Here is a 20,149-nt window from a genome sequence, read left to right as displayed (position 1 = left end):
AAAACGGGATGCGGAGCCGGCGGCTTGCCAGCTGGTTCCGCATCCCGTTTTGCCGCCGGCCGGTGGGGCTGCTACCGAATATTCCTGCGAATGAATAAGCGTTATTGGTGGACGGGGCTGTTACTGGCCTTTCTGGTGCTGGATACCGGCTTCACTTTCTGGCAAGCTCTCCAGTTCCCCCTGGATGGTGATTTGGTGGCTATTGTGCTGCCCTCGGAGTGGTACAGTAAGGTACTACAGGACCCCTTTGGCTGGGCCGTGCTGACGGAAAACGCCACCTACGCCGGGGCTGGCCGCTTTTTTGCCCACGCCTCCATGGGCGTATACTGGAAACAGATGCCCCAGCTGCTGCAGGCGGTGGTTTCCCCCATCGAAAGCCTGTACGTAACCAGTGCCCTGTTCACCACGCTGGCCCAGGTGCTGGTGCTGCTGGCGCTGGCGGCCTTTGTGCGGTTGGGCAGCGGGGCCCGAGCCGGAATGCTGAGCTTCCTGCTGGCCGCCGCCTTGCTCGCCCCCTTGTTTCAGATAGCCGGGTTTTATGAGCAGATGGGCGTTGCCAACCGGGCCATCACCTACACCTTCTTCTACGCATTTCCACTCGGGTTGCTGCTAGTGCTGCTGTGGCCGTTTTTTCGGGCTGCGTATGCCCGGCAGCCCCTGCATCTGACGCCCGTGCGAACCCTGCTGCTGGTGCTGCTGATGGTAGTAGTAGCCTTCAACGGACCCATAGCCGTAGCTTCTATTGCCGTGCTGTTGCTGGGGGTGGGCCTGCACTGGCTGGCGCCGCGGGTTCAGCGGGCCTGGGCGGCCTCGCATAATCCGTGGCTTTCCGGCCAGGCTATGGTGCTGCTGGGCCTTTTGGGCCTGCTGAGTGCCTACGCGCTGTTTGTGGGCCGCAACAACGCCGAGAATTCTCACTCGCATACCCTGGGCCAGCTATTCAAGCTGCTGCCTAAAGGCGTGTATCTGGAGCTGACCACGCAATGGGGGCTGCCGCTGCTGCTGGGTGTGCTACTGCTGAACGTGCTGCTCATCTGGCGGCTGGTTCCGGCCTCCCGGGAGCGGCAGTGGGCGCTGGTCAGCGCGTGGGCCGTAGCGGCTTTTTCCGTGGTGTTTCTGCTGCTGCTGCCGTTCGGGGGCTACCGGGACTACCGCCCGTACCTGGTGCGCGGCGACTCCATCCTGCCCATCATCCTGGCGCTGTTTTATGCGTACGGCGTCACCACGTACTTTCTGCTGCGTCAGCTGCGCGGCCCGGTCCGGGCCGGGTACGCCGGCATCATTGGGGTGTTTCTGCTGGTGTTTATGTACCAGGATGCCGTGCCCAAGCTGGAGCGCAATAACGATTGTGAGCAGTGGGCCCTGGACCAGATTGCCCGCAGCCCGGAGTCACAGGTGCGGATATCTTCCTTCTGCAATGTGCTGAGCTGGGGCCCCATGACGGACCCCAGCCAGTCGGAGCTGCAGGCCCGGATGCTGTATTACTGGAAGGTAACCAGCCGGCCCACACAGTATTATCAGCCCCAATAAGTGGTTGCTCCGCCCCGGCGGATGGCCGCGTTTATTTTTAGCGTATGCAAGCAGAACTACAGTTGCCCCAGCCTGCCGCCGCTTCCCGCCGGCGGTGGTGGCCTACCACGCACGTAGGGTTTGCGTGGGTGATTATTGTGCTCCTGCACATTATCATGATGCAGGATATTACCCGCTGGAACCGCTCCGATGTGCTGGTATGGGACGCTGGTGGATACTACCTCTACCTACCATCGGCCTTTATTACGAAAGACGTGGGCGACGGGTCGTTTCTGACCTACGTGCGCGGCCAGTACCGCCCCGACCTGGACCCCGACTATAGCTTGGTACATTTGCCTAATGGCCGGGCTGTGTTTAAATACCCTATTGGGATGGCCATTGCCTACTCGCCCTGGTTTGCGGCGGCCCACGCGTATGCGAAGCTCGCCAGCTACCCGCCCGACGGCTACTCCAAGCCCTATCAGCAGCTTATTGCCATTGGCTGCATGCTGTACAGTTTGCTGGGGGTGTGGCTGCTGGGCCGGGAGTTGCGCCGCTACGTACCCGACCATTTGGCAGCCCTTACACTGCTGGTTATCAGCTTGGGCACCAATCTGTTTGTGTACTCCACGGTGGAAGCACCCATGTCGCATGGTACGTTGTTTCTGCTGAACGTGCTGCTGCTGCGCTACACCCGGCGGTGGCTGGAGCAGCAGGGCCGGTGGGCCGATGGGGTAAAGCTGGCATTGGTGTTCGGGATGATGCTGCTGGTACGGCCCTCGGAGCTATGGATGGTAGCCATTCCGGCACTGTGGGGCCTGACCTCCTGGGCCGCCGTGCAGCAACGAATACAGTTTCTAACGACCCGCTGGCCGCAATTGGTGGTTATGGTGCTGCTGGTAGCGGCCTTGGGTAGCATTCAGCTCATTTTCTGGCGCGTGGCGGGCGGGCAGTGGCTGCTGGAGTTCTACCCCGGCGAAAGGTTCTACCTATTGAAGCCGCACCTGCTGGATGGCTTGTTCAGCGTACGGAAGGGCTGGCTATTCTGGAGCCCGCTGCTGGTGCTAGCCCTGCTGGGCATCCGGTGGCTGAAACACACCGTGCCCGCGGCCGTGCCGGCCACCTTGCTGCTGGTACCGTTCGTGGTGTACCTGACCTTCAGCTGGCACGACTGGACGTACGGGGGGGGCTTCGGCTGCCGGCCGCTCATCAGCCTGTACCCGCTGCTGAGCCTGAGCCTGGCCGCGTTCTGGGCCCGGTGGTGGAATGGCCGCTCCTGGCTGCTGGCCACGGTAGTCGGCCTGCTGCTGCTGCTGAACATCCGGCACAGCTGGCAGTACACCCGGGGCGCCGTGGACTGCTGCAACATGGACTGGAACCGGTACAAGGAGCATTTCTTTGAGCTGTAAGCGTATCCGCAGCTCATCTTTAAAACCTTGCTGATACCTGAATTATGCGGAAATACCTGTTGAGTGGGGTTGCGGCTGTGCTGCTGAGTGGCTGTGGCAGCCAGCCCGATACCGCTGTGGGTAAGCAACTGCTGGTCTCCAGTAGCTTCGAAAACCTGGATGGCTGGTTGGCCGACTCGCCGGCGGCCACCAGTCTCACGCGGGAGCGGGCCCACACCGGCGAATACAGCACCATGATTGGTCCCCGCCACGAGTTTAGCCTGGGGTACAGCAACCTGCTGAGCCGGCTGGCCCCCGACCGCCCCGCCAAACTGGCCATCGGGGCGTGGGTGTGGCTGCCCAGCGACCAGGCGGCGGCCAAACTGGTAACGGAAATCAAAGGGCTGGAAGGCGGCCCCAACCTGCTGTGGGAGGGCCTGGATGTGGCGCAGGCGGCCAAGGTGCACAACAAATGGCAGTACGTAACCCAGACCATCACGCTGCCCCCGGCGGCGGGCCCCAACAACCGCCTGCTGGTGTATCTGTGGCGGGCCAATAGCCCGCAGCCCGTGTACCTAGATGATGTGAGTATCTCGCTGGCGCAGTAGCCGGGCGGGCCGCTACTGTACCGTTACGGGCACCCGCACGCGCACCGGCCAGTCCCGGAAGTCCTTGCTGATGAGGCTGATTTCCAGTGTGTAACTGCCGGGCTGCTGCGGGGCCAGCAGCGGGAGCGTCTGCGTCCAAGGATGCCACACGTCCACTTCCAGCGGCGACTCCAGCGGTGCTGTGTCGGAAGGCCAGTCGTAGGCTTTGTAGAAAGCAGTGCGCAATAGAGTAGGGTGCGGTACGCGCGTGCCCGAGTGGAGCGGCCGGGCCGCTTCGGGTACCATTATCCGCACATGAGCCGTGTGCCGCTGCCCCGCCACCAGCACGCTCACCGAGTCGGTGAGCCGGAGCTGTACTTGCCGGTGAGCCCCGATGTAGGCGCGCAACGTCGCCGTATCGGCGGGAGGAGGGGTGGTGAGCAGCCGGTAGCGGGTGTTACGCGGAAACCGGCAGTACCGGGCGGGCATATCAACCACGTTCAGAGTTTCGAAGGGGCCCAGCAGCACGCCGGGCTGGGCTCCGGTAGAAGCTAGGTACTCTACATTGTCGCCGATGCGTACCGTCTGCACCGAGTCGGGCGAGTTACGGGCGCTGCGCATCATCGTTTCGCTGGCCGAGGCCCACCACATTTCACCAGCCCGCAGGCGGTGCGGGTCCACGTTATCGGAGTGCAGGATAAACTTTCGTTCGGGAAACTGGCCGGTGTAGCGTAGCAGCTGGGTAAGCCACTGCTGGTAGGCGGTGTATGGCGTGTGGCGGTACCAGATCAGTCCGAGCCGCGCCACCACCACCACCAGCACCAGCCCCGTCACCAGCACCGGCCCGCGGCCGGCCCAGGCGCGCTCCAGCGCCGGCAGCAGCTCCAGCGCCAGCGGAATGGCCACAAACAGGGTAAGGGGCAGGTAGAGGTTTTCGAGGTAAGTAGCTTCCGTGTAATCGGGGTTGGATACGTTGATAATGAACGTGTAGCCTGCCACGGCGCCCCACACCAGTACCAGCCGCAGCCAGGCAAACCAACTGCGCTGCCGCAGGTAAAAAACGGTAAGCACCAGCAAAAGCAGCGGCAACGCAATGAAGCCGTGCAGGCAAAGCTGCCAGAACGTATCAAAGCTGCTGAGCGACAGGTAGTGGGGAAAAAACTTGGTCAGGTTGGGCCCGAACGTCATGTGCGTGGCCTCGTACGAGCCCGGCGGGATGAGCATGGCGCGCAGCTTGTACATGGCCAGAGCCAGGGCCAGCATCCCGTAGTAGGCCCAGTCCCGGAACCGCTGGTTTAGCAGCCAGTCATACACCCATACAAATAGAAACGGCAGAATAATGAGCGGGTGACCAAAAATGAAGACCGGAACCAGCGCTGCCAGTGCCAGTGTGCTAAAGCGCCAAGGCAAAGGAGCCTGCCGGGCCACGCCCGCGTAGAAAAGAAGCAGCGCCGCCAACCCCTGCGGAAGCTCCGACTGTGCCCAGTAGAACGTACGGGAAGCCAGTAGCACAAACAGCAACACCACCACCAACGCCACCTGCTGGTTCCGGAACCAGTAGGCGGAAATCAGAAAGACGGTCAGGTAATACAGCACAAACACTACCGAATACAGCCGCAGCACGATGTTCAATGGTAAGCCGGCTTTAATGGCCAACAGCGTGGGCAACTGCGTGACAACCGCCACAAACCGGCGGTTCTGGATAAACAACGACTTGTCTTTCAGATAAATGAACAGGTGGTACGCCAAATCAGAATATGCGGCCCGCTCCATGTAAAAGTGCCAGGCGAACAGCACCAGCACCAGCATGGCCGCCAACCCTGCGCGTACGGGACCCCGGTTGGCGTAATTCTTTGAAAGGAGCATAACGGTAAATGATACAGCGCAGAAAGGCTGCTGAAATAGTTGAGTATCGAGCCGGCCAGAAAAAGTAGCAGTGGCTGGTTAGAGGCGAAAACGCTTACAAATTGCCCGTGCGGCCCCCATCCACGGGCACATTGATGCCGGTGATGTACGCGGCCGCCTCGGAGGCCAAAAAGCAAACCGCCGCCGCTACTTCCGTGGCCTGCCCGAAGCGTTGCGCCGGAATAAGCCGGAGCATGGCCGCCTCTACCTGCTCGGTGGTCTGGCCGGTTTGCTCCACTTTCTTCTCGATAAGCGAGGTATGCCGTTGCGTGATGGTGGCACCGGGCAGCACGTTGTTTACGGTAATTCCGTCGGCGGCCAGCTCGTTGGCCAGGGTTTTAGCCCAGTTAGCCACGGCCGCCCGAATGGTGTTGCTCACGCCCAGCCCCGGCAGCGGCTGCTTCACCGAGGTGCTGATGATATTGACGATGCGCCCCCGGCCTCGGCTACGCATGCCCGGTACCACCGCCTGGGCCAGCAAGTGGTTGCACACCACATGCTGCTCAAAAGCCGCCCGAAAAGCCTCCACCGACGCATCCAGAATGGGGCCGCCCGCCGGACCGCCGGTATTGTTCACCAGCACATCGAAGCCGGTGGGGTGCGCTGCCAGATACTCCTGCACCCGCTGGCGCAGCACGTCGGGCTGGCTGAAGTCGGCTACTATAAAATCGTGCGTTTGCTGGGCGGGGGTGGGCAGCTCGGCCGCGGCGGCGCGCAGGGCAGCCTCGTTGCGGGCTACCAGCGTAACCGTGGCGCCACGCCGGGCCAGCTCTTCGGCCACGGCCCGGCCAATACCCTGCGTGCTGCCGCCCACCAGGGCGCGTTGGGAAAGAAAGTCCATAAAGCAACGAGCTAATGCAACGGTGAAGCAATGAATCAGGTCTCAAAGGTGCACCAAATCCGGCGGCCCTGCCCAACCGGCCGGAATTTCGTTACTTGCCAGCAGTGAATTCCGCCTGCGGAGCGCACTTCGGCTATTCCCTTATTCTACCCCCTCATCCTATGCCCATCACACGCCCCTTCAACTTTCAGCAGTGGATTGATGAACACCGCCACCTGTTGAAGCCGCCGGTTGGTAATCAGCAGGTTTTCAAGGATAACAAAGATTTTATTGTGATGGTGGTAGGCGGCCCCAACACGCGCAAAGACTACCACGTGGACGAGGGCGAGGAGCTGTTCCTGCAGCTGGAAGGCGACATTGTGGTGAAAATCATTGAGGACGGGCAGCCTATGGACATTGAAATCAAGCAGGGCAGCATGTTTCTGCTGCCCGGTGGGGTGCCTCACTCGCCGCGCCGGCCGGCCGGCACTATTGGGCTGGTGCTGGAGCGGTACCGCACCCCTGGTGAGCTGGATGGCTTTCAGTGGTACTGCGAAAACTGCGGCCACAAGCTGCACGAAGAGTTTGCGGAAATCACCGACATCGTGGCCCAACTGCCGCCCATCATGAACCGGTTCTGGGCTTCCGATGAGCTGCGGACCTGCAAGGTGTGCGGCACCTATATGGCTGCTCCCGTCCCCGTTGTCCCTGCTCCCTAAGCTGCTACAATACCCGGCGTGAAGTCTCGCATCGTTTTTTTAGTTACGGCTTTCTTGCTGATTCTGGCCACGTTTCAGGACAAGCGCTGGAAGCCGCTGGAAGTGTTTGATAATGACCAGGGTGGCTATTACGTGTACCTGCCATCCATCTTCCTATACCAGGATGCCGGCCGGGCCGATTCGCTGCAGAATATTCAGCAAACCTACCGGCCCGGTCCCCGGCCCTACATGGGCCTGCTGAAGCTGCCCAACGATAAAATCATCTCCAAATACCCCATGGGCGTAGCCTTGGCCGAGCTGCCCTGGTTTGCCGGTGCGCACACCTGGGCCCGCCTGCGGGGCCTGCCCGCTGATGGCTTCTCTCGGCCTTACCAGCAGGCCATTATGCTGGCCGGGCTGTTTCATGGGCTACTGGGGCTGTGGCTGTTGCGGCGGCTGCTAAGGCGCTATTTTCCGCAACAGGACGATGTGGTGGCCTGGGCGGTAGCAATGGTGGGCCTGGGTACTAACTGGTTTATGTACGCCAGCTACGAAGGAGCTATGGCCCACGGCCTGCTGTTTCTGTGGCACCTGAGTATTGTGTGGGCTACGGCCTCCTTGTACGAAACCCGCCGTACCGAGTGGGCCGCCGTGCTGGGTCTGATGCTGGGCCTGGCTATACTTACCCGACCCACGGCGGCGCTCTATGCGCTGGTACCGGTTGGCTGGGGATTAGCTACCCAGGGTGGGCCGCAGGGGTGGCTGCGGTGGCTGCTGAGCCGGCCCGGACAAATAGCTCTGGCAGTGGCCATGGCGGTAGCCGTGGTGGTGTGGCAGCCCATATTCTGGCACGCGGTAAGTGGCCATTGGTTTGTGGATACGTACCAGGGCGAAGGGTTCGATTTCGCCCACCCGCATATTCTGGACGGGTTGTTCAGCTTCAAGAAGGGCTGGCTGCTGTACACGCCGCTGGCGGGCGTGGCCTTGCTGGGGTTGGGCTTTTTGCCCGAGCGGCTGCGAGGGGTGCGCGGCGCTTTGCTGCTGACGCTGCCGGTAGTGGTGTACGTCACGTTTAGCTGGCGGGAGTGGTGGTATGGGGGCAGTTTCGGAGCCCGGCCGCTTATCAGCGTGTACCCGATGTTGGCGTTATGTATGGCAGCGTTAGTGGCGGCCTCTAACCGGTGGGCGCTTACGGGCCGGGTAGCGTTGCGCACAATCCTCGCGCTGGGTATTGTGCTGAATCTGTGGCAAACCTACCAGTACGCGGCCGGCGTTATTCACTGGGACAGTATGACCGCCGACCGGTATCGGCGCGGCTTCTTTATCGGCTCCCTGAAAAAACTGCCGGCCGACCTGCGCACTCCCTGACCGATCCTTCCAACCTTGCCTGCCGTGCTGACCATCGACATCCATACCCACATTTTGCCGGAGCGCTGGCCCGACCTGCGCGAACGGTACGGCTACGGCGGCTTCATTCGGCTGGAACATCACAAGCCCTGCTGCGCCCGCATGCTGCAGGACGATAAGTTCTTCCGAGAAATTCAGGACAATTGCTGGGACCCGGAAGTACGGCTGCGTGAGTACGACCAGTTTGGGGCCCAGGTGCAGGTACTCAGCACGGTGCCGGTGATGTTCAGCTACTGGGCCAAGCCGCTGGATACTCTCGACCTGAGCCAGCTGCTTAACGACCACATTGCCGGGGTAGTGCAACGCTACCCCACGCGCTTTGTGGGGCTGGGCACCCTGCCCATGCAGGCCCCCGATCTGGCTGTCCGGGAGCTGGAGCGGTGCCACCAACTCGGGCTGGCGGGCGTGCAGATCGGCTCCCATATCAACGAGTGGAACCTGAGCGAGCCGGCGCTTTTTCCGGTATTTCAGGCGGCTGAGGAGCTGGGCATGTGCGTGTTTGTGCATCCCTGGGACATGATGGGCCAGCAGCAGATGCCCGACTACTGGCTGCCCTGGCTAGTGGGCATGCCCGCCGAAAGTAGCCGGGCCCTGTGCAGCCTCATCTTTGGGGGGGTGCTGGAGCGCCTGCCCCGGCTGCGGGTGGCCGTGGCCCACGGCGGCGGCTCGTTTGCCAGCACCATCGGCCGCATTGAGCACGGCTGGCAGGTGCGCCCCGACCTCTGCGCCGTGGATAACCCCCGTAACCCCCGCGAGTACCTGGGCCGCTTCTGGGTTGACTCCCTGGTGCACGATCCGCTGATGCTGGAGTACCTGCTGAAAACCCTGGGGCCCGAGAAAATCACGCTGGGTACCGACTACCCATTCCCGTTGGGCGAGCTGGAGCCCGGGCAGCTCATCCGCTCCATGCCCTGGGCCGATGAGGTAAAGGCCCGCATGCTCGGCCAGAATGCCCTGGACTGGCTAGGGCTGTCCGCCGCCCGCTTCGCGCTATAAGAGGGTGAAGTTGTGAACTGCCGGTCGGCTATCCTGAGTTTGCGCAGGGCATTGTCGCGCATAAACGAACCACGGGCATAGTAATCGGTGAAATGTGATAGTAAGGCCCAGCGCAAGCTCAGGATGCCAGGGATTTGTCCTCCAGATTCGCAACTCCACAATTTCCTCTTTCACATCGTCACCGCTGGTATCTTTGCTGGGATGACGTTCGAACCCACCCTCGACTTTGCCCGCGGCCTTGACGCCCAAGACCCTCTCCACGAGTTTCGCCAGCATTTCCTGATTCCGCCCGCGCCCAACGGCAACGGGGAGTGCCTGTATTTCTGCGGCAACTCCTTGGGCCTGCAGCCCCGCACGGCCCGTGCTGCTGCCGAGCAGCAGTTCACCAACTGGCAGAACCTGGCCGTGGAAGGTCACTTCAAGGGTGAAACGCCCTGGATGCACTTCCACCAGCGCCTCACCGATGCCTCGGCCCAAATAGTAGGTGCCAAGCCCGTGGAAGTAGTGGTGATGAATAACCTCACCACCAACCTGCACCTGCTGCTGGTTTCCTTCTACCAGCCCACCGCCACCCGCTATAAAGTGCTGATGGAAGGCGGCGCTTTCCCCTCCGATCAATACGCCCTGGAAACCCAGGTACGCATGCGCGGCCTGGAGCCCGACGACGCTATTGTAGAGCTTACGCCCCGCCCCGGCGAGTATACCCTGCGCACCGAGGATATCTTGGCCAAAATTGCCGAGCTGGGCGATTCGCTCTGCACCATCATTATGGGTGGTATCAATTACTACACCGGCCAGGTGTACGATATGGCTGCCATTACCCAGGCCGGCCACGCGGTAGGGGCCATGGTGGGCTTCGATCTGGCCCACGCGGCCGGCAATATTCCGCTGCACCTGCACGACTGGGACGTAGATTTTGCCTGCTGGTGCTCCTATAAATACCTCAACTCCGGCCCCGGCGGCGTGTCGGGCGTGTTTGTGCACGAGCGGTTTGCCGACCAGCCCGAACTGCTGCGCCTGGCTGGCTGGTGGGGCTACGATGAGAAGGAGCGGTTCAAGATGCGCAAGGGCTTCCGGCCCATGCGCGGAGCCGCTGGCTGGCAGCTCTCCAACGGGGCCGTCCTGACGATGGCCGTGCACGAAGCCGCCTTGACCGAGCACATGGCCGCCGGCGGCATGCCCGCGCTGCGCCGCAAAAGCGAGCTGCTGACGGGCTACCTGGAGTTTTTGATTCAGCGCCTGAACCTGCTCAAAACCACCCTCGAAATCATCACCCCATCCGACCCCGCCCAGCGCGGCTGCCAGCTTTCCTTGCTGGTACACCAGGGCGGGCGCGACCTGTTTGAGCACCTGATGGCCGTGGGCGTCATCGGCGACTGGCGGGAGCCAAACGTGATTCGGCTGGCTCCGGTGCCGCTCTACAACACGTTTGAGGATGTGTACCACGTGGGGGAGGTACTGGCCGAGTGGGCCGCGCGACAGTAGAGTGAGCGTGTAAAATACGGGCCCCGCGCTACTTTCCGGCACGGGGCATTGTTTCTTCGTACACACATCAGCCGGCAGGCGGTGTCTTACTTCTTGATTTCCTTTCTTTTAGAATAATGGCCGAAGAATACGCGGACAAAATGGGCCGCAAAACCGACGCCGAACTGCGCGACTACGTGGACAACCGGTTTCAGTACCGGGAAGATGCCGTGTTGGCAGCTCTGCAGGAAGCCGAGCGTCGGCAACTGCCGCTGCCCGGCGTTGATGTGGCCCAACTGCGGCAGGAGCTGGCGGTAGTAGTAGATGCTCAGCAAACCGCCCTGCGCCAGCGTGAAGCCGAGCAGGCCAAGGCGGAAGTAGCCGAAGAAGGTCCGCTGCTATACTCGCCCACAGCCATTACTGTGTTTTCCCTGTGCGTATCGCCGCTGGTAGGAGCCATTCTGCTGGTGGCCAACCTGCGCAAGCTGCACCGGTCCAGTGGTATTGGTCCGCTGGTGTTGTTTGTGCTGGCTTACCTGGGGGTGCGGGTACTATTGTGGTCCTCGGGGCAAATGGGCCTGATGCTGGTGGCCGAAGTGGTAGCAGTGCTGGCCTATTCGCTGTGGTTCTGGCCCCGTTACATTGGTGTTAATCAGTTTCAGAGCCGCAACTGGGCCGTTTTGTTTCTGATTTGCCTGGCCGCCAGCCTGGCCTGGGGACTGTTGCTGTACTCTCAGCAGCTCCAGAACGACCCGCAGATGCAGCAGTATCTGGAGCAGTTCGGTAAGCTGGGGAAATAGTTGATTGCGCATGCCGCTGCAGCCCATTCAGCTACCTGCCGCCGAGCTACGGCTGGATACAGAGTTTTTAACTGCTGAAGAAGCAGCGGAACTGCTCCGCACGCTCACGGAAACGGTAGCATGGCAGCAGCAGCCCATCCGGCTGTTTGGGCGGGAGGTACTGCAGCCCCGCCTCACGGCTTGGTACGGTGATGCCAGAGCGGCATACGCTTACTCCGGTCTACAGCTGGAGCCGCTGCCGTGGCTGCCGGAGCTGCAGCTGCTCCGGCAGCGCGTAGAATCGGCCACGGGCTCCCGCTTCAACAGCGTGCTGCTTAACCTGTACCGCATCGGGCAGGATAGCATGGGCTACCACGCCGACGACGAGCCGGAGCTGGGTCCGGAGCCCGTTATTGCCTCCGTCACGCTGGGGGCTACCCGCACCTTTCGGCTGAAGCCCCGGCCCGCGGCTTTTGCAGAAACCTTGCCCGAACCCCTTAGCCTGCCGCTTACTTCGGGCAGCTTACTGGTGATGCAAGGCCCTACGCAGCGCAACTGGCTGCACGCACTGCCCAAAACGGCCCGCCCCGTAGGTCCCCGCCTGAACCTTACGTTCCGCTGGGTGTCGCCCACATAAGGATAGGCATTTGCCACCACGCAAAAAGCCCCCGCTACGAAACCGTAACGAGGGCTTTTTCATACAAACTAAGCACTAAGCACTAAGCACTAAGCACTAAGCACTAAGCACTAAGCACTATAAGTCAAACCGCAGGCCCAGGTAGCCGAGGCGGCCAATCTGCGGACCGCCGAATACCTGCACGTTGTTGGTGTTGAAGGCGTTGGTTACCCCAGCCTGGAACGTCGACTTCAGCTTGGGTACCGTGTAGCCCACATAGGCATCGGTGGTGCTGTAGTCCTTAATGTTACCCACGGCGAAAGGCATTTCCTGCAGGTGGCCCTGCACCCAGCGGTAGTTTACAGTGTAGCTGAAGTTGCCCGCCTGACCGTTGGCCCCGATGTTGTACTTATGCTTGGGCGTGTTGAAGAACGTCTGGAAGCCCGCCGGCAGGTTGCTGCGGTCCAGCACGTTCAGGGAGTAGTTGCCGGTGATGTTCAGTGCCTTCCGGAAGTAATAGGTCAGGCCAGCCGTAACGCCCTGGGTGCTCACCTGCTGGTCTGTGTTGTAGTACGTGAACAGGATGCGGGTGGGCTGGCTCCGGTCGGAGTACGCCGAGTTGAAGCCGGCCTGAATCTGCTGGGCCGTGGGCCGGGAGCCATCCTGGTTACCTACGAAGGCTTGGGCCCCGATGAAGTCGGTGTAGCGGCTGCGGAAATAGCTCACGTCGGCGTACACCTTGGGCAGCACAGCCCCGCGGTAGCCCACTTCCACCGTTTTCACGCGCTCCAGCTTCAGCGGCGCAATGTTCACCTCAAACGTGCTCAGCGGGGCCGAGCCCAAGGATTGGCCTTGGTCGTTGGTGAAGCGGTAGCCTTGGTAGCCGTTGCCGATGTTGCCTCGGAATACGGCGTAGTTCACATCCTGGTACAGGTACTGCTCTACTTGTGAGGGCGAGCGGAAAGCCTGGCCGTAGCTAGCCCGGAAGTTGTGCTGCTTGTCCTTACCCAGCGAGTACACCGCCGAGGCCCGGGGCGAGAAGGAGGCCTTGAAGTTCTTGAACTCATCGACCCGGCCGGCCACGGCCAGCTTCAGGCGCTCATCGAGCAGGGTTTGGGTGAGTTGGGCATACGCGCCGTACTCGTGGTTGCGCAGGCGCTTGCCATCCTGGTCCTGGAACAGTAGGCCTTTGGAGCCGAGGCGGTACTGGCGGTAGGCGGCGCCCACCGTAAGAGCCGGGCCGCTTTCCGAAAGCTGGAAGCTGCGCTGCCCGCTTACATCGTGCAAGAAAGAGTTGAAGTACTGTTGCGCCCCCCGGCCCGGCTGCTGGTCGTTGATGATTTTGCTGCGCAGCGTAGCAAAGCGAGGGTCGGAGGGGTTGAGCCGGGTGGAGTTGGCTGCCTGCTGCGCCGCCGTCAGGGCTGCATCCATGGGCAGGCCCATCCGCCGGGCCTGGGTGTAGGCGTAGTTATACGTGCCGTAGTACTGCTGCACGTAGCTAGTGCTGCCGCCTTCCGTGGTAGGCGACTCCTGCAGCAGCGTACCCAGCTGGTTCAGCTCGTACGAGTCGCCGGTGAAGTCTTCAGTGGTGTAGGCCCGCAGGAAGCCTTTGCTGCTTTTCAGCTCGGCCCGGTACTGGTTGGTGCCCAGACCTTTCACGCGGAAGCGGCTCAGGTTCTGGTAGGTGGCCGTACCCTCGGCGTGCTTGGCTTCTACGGTCAGCTTCAAATCGTCCCGCAGTAGGTACGATACGGCACCCTGCACCCGGTACGACGAGGTGCGGTTATCGTTGGCAATCAGCTCCCGCTCCGAGAAGCCCGGCAGATAGGCCGTTTTGCCATATAGTTCCTGGTTGGTGCCCGGTACATTGGGGCTGAAGGTGTAGCCATACTCCCCGTAGCGGTTTACGGCGTTGTAGCCCAGCGGTGAGCCGGCCGGGTTAGCCGAGCTTTGGGTGGCTTCTTCGTTGTTGGCAATCCAGTCGTCGGCCCGGAAAGCGCTGGCGTTGATTTTGATGGCCAGCTTCTCGGTCAGCTTCTTGGCATAGCGTAGCTGCCCATCCAGCAGGTCGCGCTGGCCCCCGCGCAGGCGCACGCTCAGACCCTCGTACACAAACGGGTCTTTGGAGTTGAACAGGATTACCCCGCTCAGCGCGTTGGAGCCGTACAAAGCCGAGGCCGGACCGTGGATGATTTCGATGCTTTCCATGTCCAGCTCCGGAATACCTACCAGGTTACCGGGGCTCAGGTTCAGGGAGGGCAGGGCGGTGTCCATGTAATCCACCAGCTGAATTACCCGCTCCGATTTGGCCGTGTTGAAGCCCCGGGTGCTCACGCTGGTAAACAGCATGGAAGCCGAGCTGACATCAATGCCTTTGAGCTGACCCAAACCGCTCAGAATCTCCGGATTCGGCAGCTTCTCGATTTGCTGCGCCGATACTTTCTCCACCGTCACCGGAGCCCGCAGAATGTTTTCCTCCACCCGCGAGGCCGATACTACGGTTTCATTCAGCAGGGCCGCGCTGGGGCTCAGCCCTACGTTGATGCTCAGCTCGGGAGCTTCCAGCTTGATTTCCCGGGTTTCGTAGCCCACGTAAGAAAACACCAGCGTAACGGGACCATTCTCAAAGCTGGCATCCAGCCGGAAGCTGCCCTGCTGGTCGGTGCTGGTACCAATGAAAGTACCTTTGATAAATACAGTGGCGCCCGGCAGGGCTTCACCCTTATCATTCAGCACTTGGCCCCCTACGGACCTTTCCGTTTCGTTGCGGTGGGAGCCGCTGAGTACGCTAGTGAGTAAAGAGGGGTCGGGGGCGGCCGTGGTTGTGAGGGGAAGGCATACTGAAGCCGCCAATACGGCCGGATACAAATGTTTCATGAATTAGGTAGGTCGTCGTGTTGCAGAGGTGTTACTGGCTGCAAACCTACCTGCCGAACTACCAGGTTTCTGGCACTTTTCGATGAGCGGGCCGTAAAAGTGGCTCAACGTTGGCTTTTAAACAGGGAGCCGCATCCCAAAAATGGAAATGGTCTACTTGTGGGAAAGCCTGTTAACAGCTGTTTCCATCCATTCTGAGCACCTACTAGCTCTGCGCTAGGTCACTTCTATCCGTTGGAGCATAAGAAAAGCCCGGCCTTGTCTCAATTTGAGACAAGGCCGGGCTAACTGTATATATAGTACTTTTACTTTATGTCGACCTGAATGCCGACGTACACCAAACGGCCAATTTGCGGCCCCCCGTACACCTGCACATTGTTGGCGTTGAACAGGTTGGAAGCACCAGCCTGCAGGGTGCTCCCGAACTTGGCTAGATTATATCCCAGAAAAGCATCCGTGGCGCTGTAGTCCGAGAGCTGACCCACGGCAAAGGGCAGGCCGTACTCGTGGCCCTGCGCCCAGCGGTAGTTGATGGCGTAGCTCAGGTGGTTCAGCACCGTGCCGTTGGCGCCCACGTTGTACTTGTGCTTGGGCGTATTGAAGTAGGTCTGGAACTCGGCGTTCTGCACGTCGCTGCGGTCCTGCACGTTCAAAGAGTAGTTGGCGGCCAGGTTCAGGAAGGGAGCAAAGGCGTAGGTCAGGCCCACGGCGGCCCCCTGCGTACGCACTTCTTGGTTGGCGTTGGTCCATACCTGCAGCACGCGGCCGGCGGCGGGAGTGGCTGGGCGGCTGCCGTCGGCGTTGCCAATAAAGCGCTGGGCGCCAATGAAGTCGTTGTAGTAGTTGCGGTAGTAGTTCACGTCCACGGCTACTTTCTCACCCAGGGCACCTTTGTAGCCCACTTCGTAGCTGCTCAAGCGCTCCAGTTTCAGCGCGGCAATATTCACAGCCTGGCCGCTAATGAGGCTGTAGCCTTGGTAGCCATTGTCTACGTTGCCCAGCAGCAGCACCTGGCCCAGGTCCAGCTTGATGTACTGATCCAGCTGCGTGGGCGAGCGGAAGGCGCGGCCGTAGCTGGCGCGGAAGTTATGCTGCAGCTTGCTGCCCGCCGAGTACACCACGGAGGCGCGGGGCGAGAAGGAAGAGTTAAAGTTCTTAAACGCATCCACACGGCCGGCCAGTGCCAGCTTCAGGCGCTCATCCAGCAGCTTTTTGGTCAGTTGCGCGTAGCCACCCAACTCGTGGTTCTGGATACGGCCATTTTCGTCCGAGAACAGGTTCCCATTGGAACCCAGGCGGAACTTGCGGTAGGCCGCGCCCACAATCAGGTCAGAGGTTTCACCCAGCTTAAAGTTGTATTGAGCGTTACCTTCATTCAGCAAAGAGCTGGGGTTCAGGCGGGCACCACGGCCGGGAGTAGCATCTTTGATGATAGTGCTCCGCAGGCCCTGGAAGGTAGAGCCGTTGGGGTCGAGCTGGGTTTTGGTAGCGGCTGCCAAGGCCGTAGCCTGGGCCTGAGCATCCGTCTGACCCGCCTGCCGGGCTCCGCCATACGTATTCAGGTAAGTGCCGAAATACTGCTGCGCGTAGGTAACAGTGCTGCCCGTGGCCACGGGGGAGTTCTGAATGAAAGCCCCCAGAAAGTTCAGGTCGTAGGAATTCTGGCCAAAATCCTGAATCGACTGGCCCCGCAGGAACCACCGTTCCCCTTTAATCTCGCCGTGGTACTGGTTGGTGCCAAAATCCTTGAGACGGTAGCGGCTGGAGCTCTGGTAGCTGGCCGTGCCTCGGTTATAGTTGGCGCCTACCGTCATCTTAATAGAGTTGGTCAGCAGGTACGACACCGTGGGGTGAATCTTTATCGACTTCGCCTTATCGTCGTTGCCCACCAGCATCTTCTCCTCGAAGCCCGGCATGAACAGCGTCTTGCCGCGCAAATCGGCAATGGGGTAAGTAGCCGGTACCGTAAACGGTACGTCGCCGTAGCGGTTCACTGCCTCGTAGCCCAGCGTAGAGCCCTGGGCATTGTTGCGACGCTCTACTTGGGTGCTGGTGGCCGAGTAGTTGTTGGCCAGCCAGTCGTTGGCGGTGAGGTAGGCACCCGTCACCTTGAAGGCAAATTTCTCCCCAATTTTTCGGGCGTAGCGCAGCTGCCCATCAAAGAAGCTCCGCTCCCCGCCCCGGGCGCGCACCGTCAGGCCCTCATTCACGAAGGGGTCCTTGGAGTTCTGCAGCAGCACCCCGTTGAAGGCGTTGGCCCCATACAGGGCCGAAGCCGGGCCGTGGATAATCTCAATGCTCTCGATGTCCACCTCGGGCAAGCCCGTGAGGTTACCGGTGTTCACGTTCAAGGAAGGCGACTGAGTATCAAAGTAATCCGTCAGCTGAATCAGACGCTCCGACTTGGCCGAGTTGAACCCGCGCGTGCTCAGCGAGTTCATGATCATGCTGGTGCTGTTCACGTCGATGCCCTTGAACTGGTTCAGGCCCACCTGCACGTCGGGCGGAGGCAGGCGCAGAACCTGCTGTGAGGTGATTTTCTCTACCGTAACTGGCGCCTGCAAAATACCTTCCTGTACGCGGGAGGCCGAGGCAATTACCTCATTGGTTTGCGTCGGGTTGATTTTGAGCTGTACCTGCACGGTGTTGTCGGGCTGGCTCAGGGTTACCTCCCGGCTCTCGTACCCCACAAACGATACCGATAACGTAACCGGACCTTCGCTGAAATCAGCACGGAGGCTAAACTTGCCTTCCCGGTCGGTGCTGGTACCAATAAAAGTGCCCCGGATAAAGATAGTAGCGCCGGGCATCGGTTCCCCGGATTCCGTCTGTACCCGACCGGCCACTGAACCTAGCTCCTGCGCCATCACCAGTACCGACTGGGTAACGAGCAGCAAAAACAGGAATAGAAAACGGTAATGTTTTCTCATACTGAAAAAGTCTAAAAATGAATACTGTCCCCCTATGAGAATAAGGGGGTACAAATATATGGTAGGTATGCCGATTAAACTAGCGGTAAGCGGCTGGCAGTCATCTAATTCTGGGAAGTGAAAAGTAGGATATAAGTAAGATTTCAGCCTTGCGCATGAGCAATATAGCAACAGTGCCGACGCGCTATCAGTACCGGATATCTTCCGGGCCATACAGATACAGGCAATTTTCGTCGCCCAATGTGTAGCCACCTACCCGAATGCTGGGCGTGCAGTACTGTTCAGCTATCCAATGAGCTTGCCGGGTTGCGAAACGGGTTGAACCCGACCGATTGTATTCCGTAGAGAAGCCCAGAGGCCAATGCGCGTAGCGGCTATGGCGCCGGTGCCGGGCGTGATGCTGGGCCAGAATCTTGCTAGGGGAGGAGGCGGAGTACGGCACAGTAGATAGTTAACAGGTCTAGACAATCACTTAATAATTCAAAAATAAAAGAAGCGGAAAGCCATATTGGCCGGTTCCGGTGAACCCCGGATAAATGCTCGTTTAACACCGGGATTCACTCGGCTAAAGGATGCGGGTAGAATCTTTTACATTCGCCGCGGCACTTTCGCCTATTCGTCCGCTCAGCCTTCCACCCTTATGACCAGTACCCCACACCCCGCATCTGCTGCCGAACCGCTGGATAGTCTGACAGTTATGGGTGGTGGACTAGTGGGCTGTTTGCTGGCCCTATACCTGACCCGGCACGGGCACGCGGTGGAGTTGTTTGAGCGCCGCCCTGATATTCGGGGGAACGGCCCGGTAGAAGGCCGTTCCATCAACCTTGCATTGTCGGATAGGGGGTGGCGGGCTCTGGAGGGCGTAGGCATTGCCGAGGCAGTGCGGGAAGTAGCCATTCCAATGTACGGCCGCGTAATGCACGACGTGCAGGGCAACCTCACGCACCAGCCCTATGGGCAGGCGGGCCAGGCCATCTACTCGGTGTCGCGGGCGGGCCTGAACCGGCGGATGCTGGACCTGGTGGAGCAGGAGCCGGCCATTACGCTGCACTTCAACCAGCAGTGCCGTCGTGTGGATATCCGGCGGCAGGAGCTGGAAATGCTGGATGCCGAAACCCAACAGGCCCGCGTGGTGCCGTATCAGCGGCTGTTTGGGGTGGATGGGGCCTACTCGGCCGTGCGCAGCGCCTTGCAGCGCACCGACCGGTTCAACTACTCACAGGAATACCTCAACTACGGCTATAAGGAACTGACCATTGAGGCGGCACCGGATGGGCAGTGGGCCATTGAGAAACACGCCCTGCACATCTGGCCGCGGGGGCAGTACATGATGATTGCTCTGCCCAACCTCGACGGCTCCTTCAACTGCACGTTGTTTTTCCCTTATGAAGGTGAGGAGTCCTTCGCGGCGCTGCAAACGCCGGAGCAGGTCACGGCCTTTTTCGGGCGGGTGTTTCCGGATGCTGTGCCACTAATGCCGCAGCTGGCCACCGAATTCTTTGAAAACCCTACGTCGTCGTTGGTAACCATCCGGTGCTTTCCCTGGACGGTGGCCGATCAGGTGCTGTTGCTTGGCGACGCGGCCCACGCCATTGTGCCCTTCTACGGGCAGGGCATGAATGCGGGCTTCGAGGACTGCACCGTGCTGAATGAGCTGCTGCACCGCCACGGCCCCAACTGGGCGCGGGTGTTTCAGGAGTTTGAAGACCAGCGCAAGTCCAACACGGATGCCATGGCCGATTTGGCCGTGTACAATTTCCGCGAAATGCGCGACCGGGTAGCGGACCCCCGGTTTTTGCTCCAGAAAAAGATTGAGAGCAAGCTTTCGGCGCAATACCCCGATAAATGGCTGCCGCTGTACTCGCAGGTGACGTTTTCGAGTTTGCCTTACGCCGAAGCCTGGGCGAACGGGCAAGCGCAGGAAGAAATCATGCAGCGCCTGATGCCGCATATTCAGTCGGAAGAGGATTACCAGCGGCCCGAAGTGCAGCAGTTGGTGGCGGCTGAAATGGCCCGGCGGCCCTAGAAACCTTTTTGGTAACCCAAACCGAGAAACGGAGTAAACTCCCTGACCAAAAACGGCCTGAGGACTAGGTACAGCTTTAACACGGCCACCAGTACCTGTGTCAAAACGGGAAACGTTGGTCATCTTCCCGTAAATCACTTGATTACA

14 protein-coding genes are annotated in these 20,149 nt (G+C 60.4%); 10 read left to right on the top strand and 4 right to left on the bottom strand.

Annotated elements, in window-relative coordinates; all coding sequences use genetic code 11:
* Positions 1-90 precede the first annotated feature (90 nt).
* The 3 genes from LF252_RS17515 to LF252_RS17505 are packed head-to-tail and all read left to right on the top strand — an operon-like array spanning position 91 to position 3,505.
* Positions 91-1,530 (top strand): hypothetical protein, encoded by a 1,440-nt coding sequence (locus LF252_RS17515; RefSeq protein ID WP_226270883.1) that lies wholly within the window; start codon positions 91-93, stop codon positions 1,528-1,530.
* A gap of 44 nt (positions 1,531-1,574) precedes the next feature.
* Entirely contained in the window at positions 1,575-2,918 is a 1,344-nt protein-coding gene (locus LF252_RS17510) for a hypothetical protein (protein WP_226270882.1), read from the top strand.
* Positions 2,919-2,962: 44 nt separating this feature from the next.
* Positions 2,963-3,505, top strand: coding sequence for a carbohydrate binding domain-containing protein (locus LF252_RS17505; protein ID WP_226270881.1), 543 nt, complete (start codon positions 2,963-2,965; stop codon positions 3,503-3,505).
* A gap of 12 nt (positions 3,506-3,517) precedes the next feature.
* Here LF252_RS17505 and LF252_RS17500 read toward each other — a convergent pair whose 3' ends face one another.
* The gene (locus tag LF252_RS17500) at positions 3,518-5,350 is read right to left on the bottom strand and encodes a hypothetical protein (protein ID WP_226270880.1); all 1,833 of its coding nucleotides are present in this window, start codon (positions 5,348-5,350) and stop codon (positions 3,518-3,520) included.
* 94 nt (positions 5,351-5,444) lie between these two features.
* Positions 5,445-6,230, bottom strand: a complete 786-nt coding sequence (locus LF252_RS17495; protein ID WP_226270879.1) for an SDR family oxidoreductase — start codon at positions 6,228-6,230, stop codon at positions 5,445-5,447.
* Positions 6,231-6,391: 161 nt separating this feature from the next.
* Between LF252_RS17495 and LF252_RS17490 the strand changes: the two genes are divergently transcribed.
* From LF252_RS17490 to LF252_RS17465, 6 genes are all read left to right on the top strand, one after another.
* Positions 6,392-6,928, top strand: coding sequence for a 3-hydroxyanthranilate 3,4-dioxygenase (locus LF252_RS17490; protein WP_226270878.1), 537 nt, complete (start codon positions 6,392-6,394; stop codon positions 6,926-6,928).
* A gap of 18 nt (positions 6,929-6,946) precedes the next feature.
* Complete coding sequence (locus tag LF252_RS17485) at positions 6,947-8,275, top strand: glycosyltransferase family 39 protein (RefSeq protein ID WP_226270877.1); 1,329 nt, start codon at positions 6,947-6,949, stop codon at positions 8,273-8,275.
* Between the two features lie 24 nt (positions 8,276-8,299).
* Positions 8,300-9,310, top strand: coding sequence for an amidohydrolase family protein (locus LF252_RS17480; protein WP_226270876.1), 1,011 nt, complete (start codon positions 8,300-8,302; stop codon positions 9,308-9,310).
* A gap of 201 nt (positions 9,311-9,511) precedes the next feature.
* Complete coding sequence (gene kynU, locus LF252_RS17475; RefSeq protein ID WP_226270875.1) at positions 9,512-10,795, top strand: kynureninase; 1,284 nt, start codon at positions 9,512-9,514, stop codon at positions 10,793-10,795.
* Positions 10,796-10,911: 116 nt separating this feature from the next.
* Complete coding sequence (locus tag LF252_RS17470; RefSeq protein ID WP_226270874.1) at positions 10,912-11,574, top strand: hypothetical protein; 663 nt, start codon at positions 10,912-10,914, stop codon at positions 11,572-11,574.
* Between the two features lie 10 nt (positions 11,575-11,584).
* Positions 11,585-12,190, top strand: a complete 606-nt coding sequence (locus LF252_RS17465) for an alpha-ketoglutarate-dependent dioxygenase AlkB family protein (protein WP_226270873.1) — start codon at positions 11,585-11,587, stop codon at positions 12,188-12,190.
* Between the two features lie 117 nt (positions 12,191-12,307).
* Here the strand turns inward: LF252_RS17465 and LF252_RS17460 are convergent, their stop codons facing one another.
* Both LF252_RS17460 and LF252_RS17455 read right to left on the bottom strand, forming a co-directional pair.
* Positions 12,308-15,046, bottom strand: a complete 2,739-nt coding sequence (locus LF252_RS17460; RefSeq protein WP_226270872.1) for a TonB-dependent receptor — start codon at positions 15,044-15,046, stop codon at positions 12,308-12,310.
* A gap of 305 nt (positions 15,047-15,351) precedes the next feature.
* Positions 15,352-17,976, bottom strand: coding sequence for a TonB-dependent receptor (locus tag LF252_RS17455; RefSeq protein ID WP_226270871.1), 2,625 nt, complete (start codon positions 17,974-17,976; stop codon positions 15,352-15,354).
* A 640-nt stretch (positions 17,977-18,616) separates the two neighbouring features.
* Here LF252_RS17455 and LF252_RS17450 point away from each other — a divergent pair.
* A complete protein-coding gene (locus LF252_RS17450; RefSeq protein ID WP_226270870.1) occupies positions 18,617-20,002 on the top strand; it encodes an FAD-dependent oxidoreductase in 1,386 nt (461 codons plus the stop codon).
* Positions 20,003-20,149: the final 147 nt, after the last annotated feature.

It is taken from the genome of Hymenobacter pini, assembly GCF_020421205.1.
GTDB lineage: Bacteria > Bacteroidota > Bacteroidia > Cytophagales > Hymenobacteraceae > Hymenobacter > Hymenobacter pini.
The sequence above is the reverse complement of the archived record's forward strand: the minus strand, read 5'-3'. Positions and strand labels throughout refer to the sequence as shown.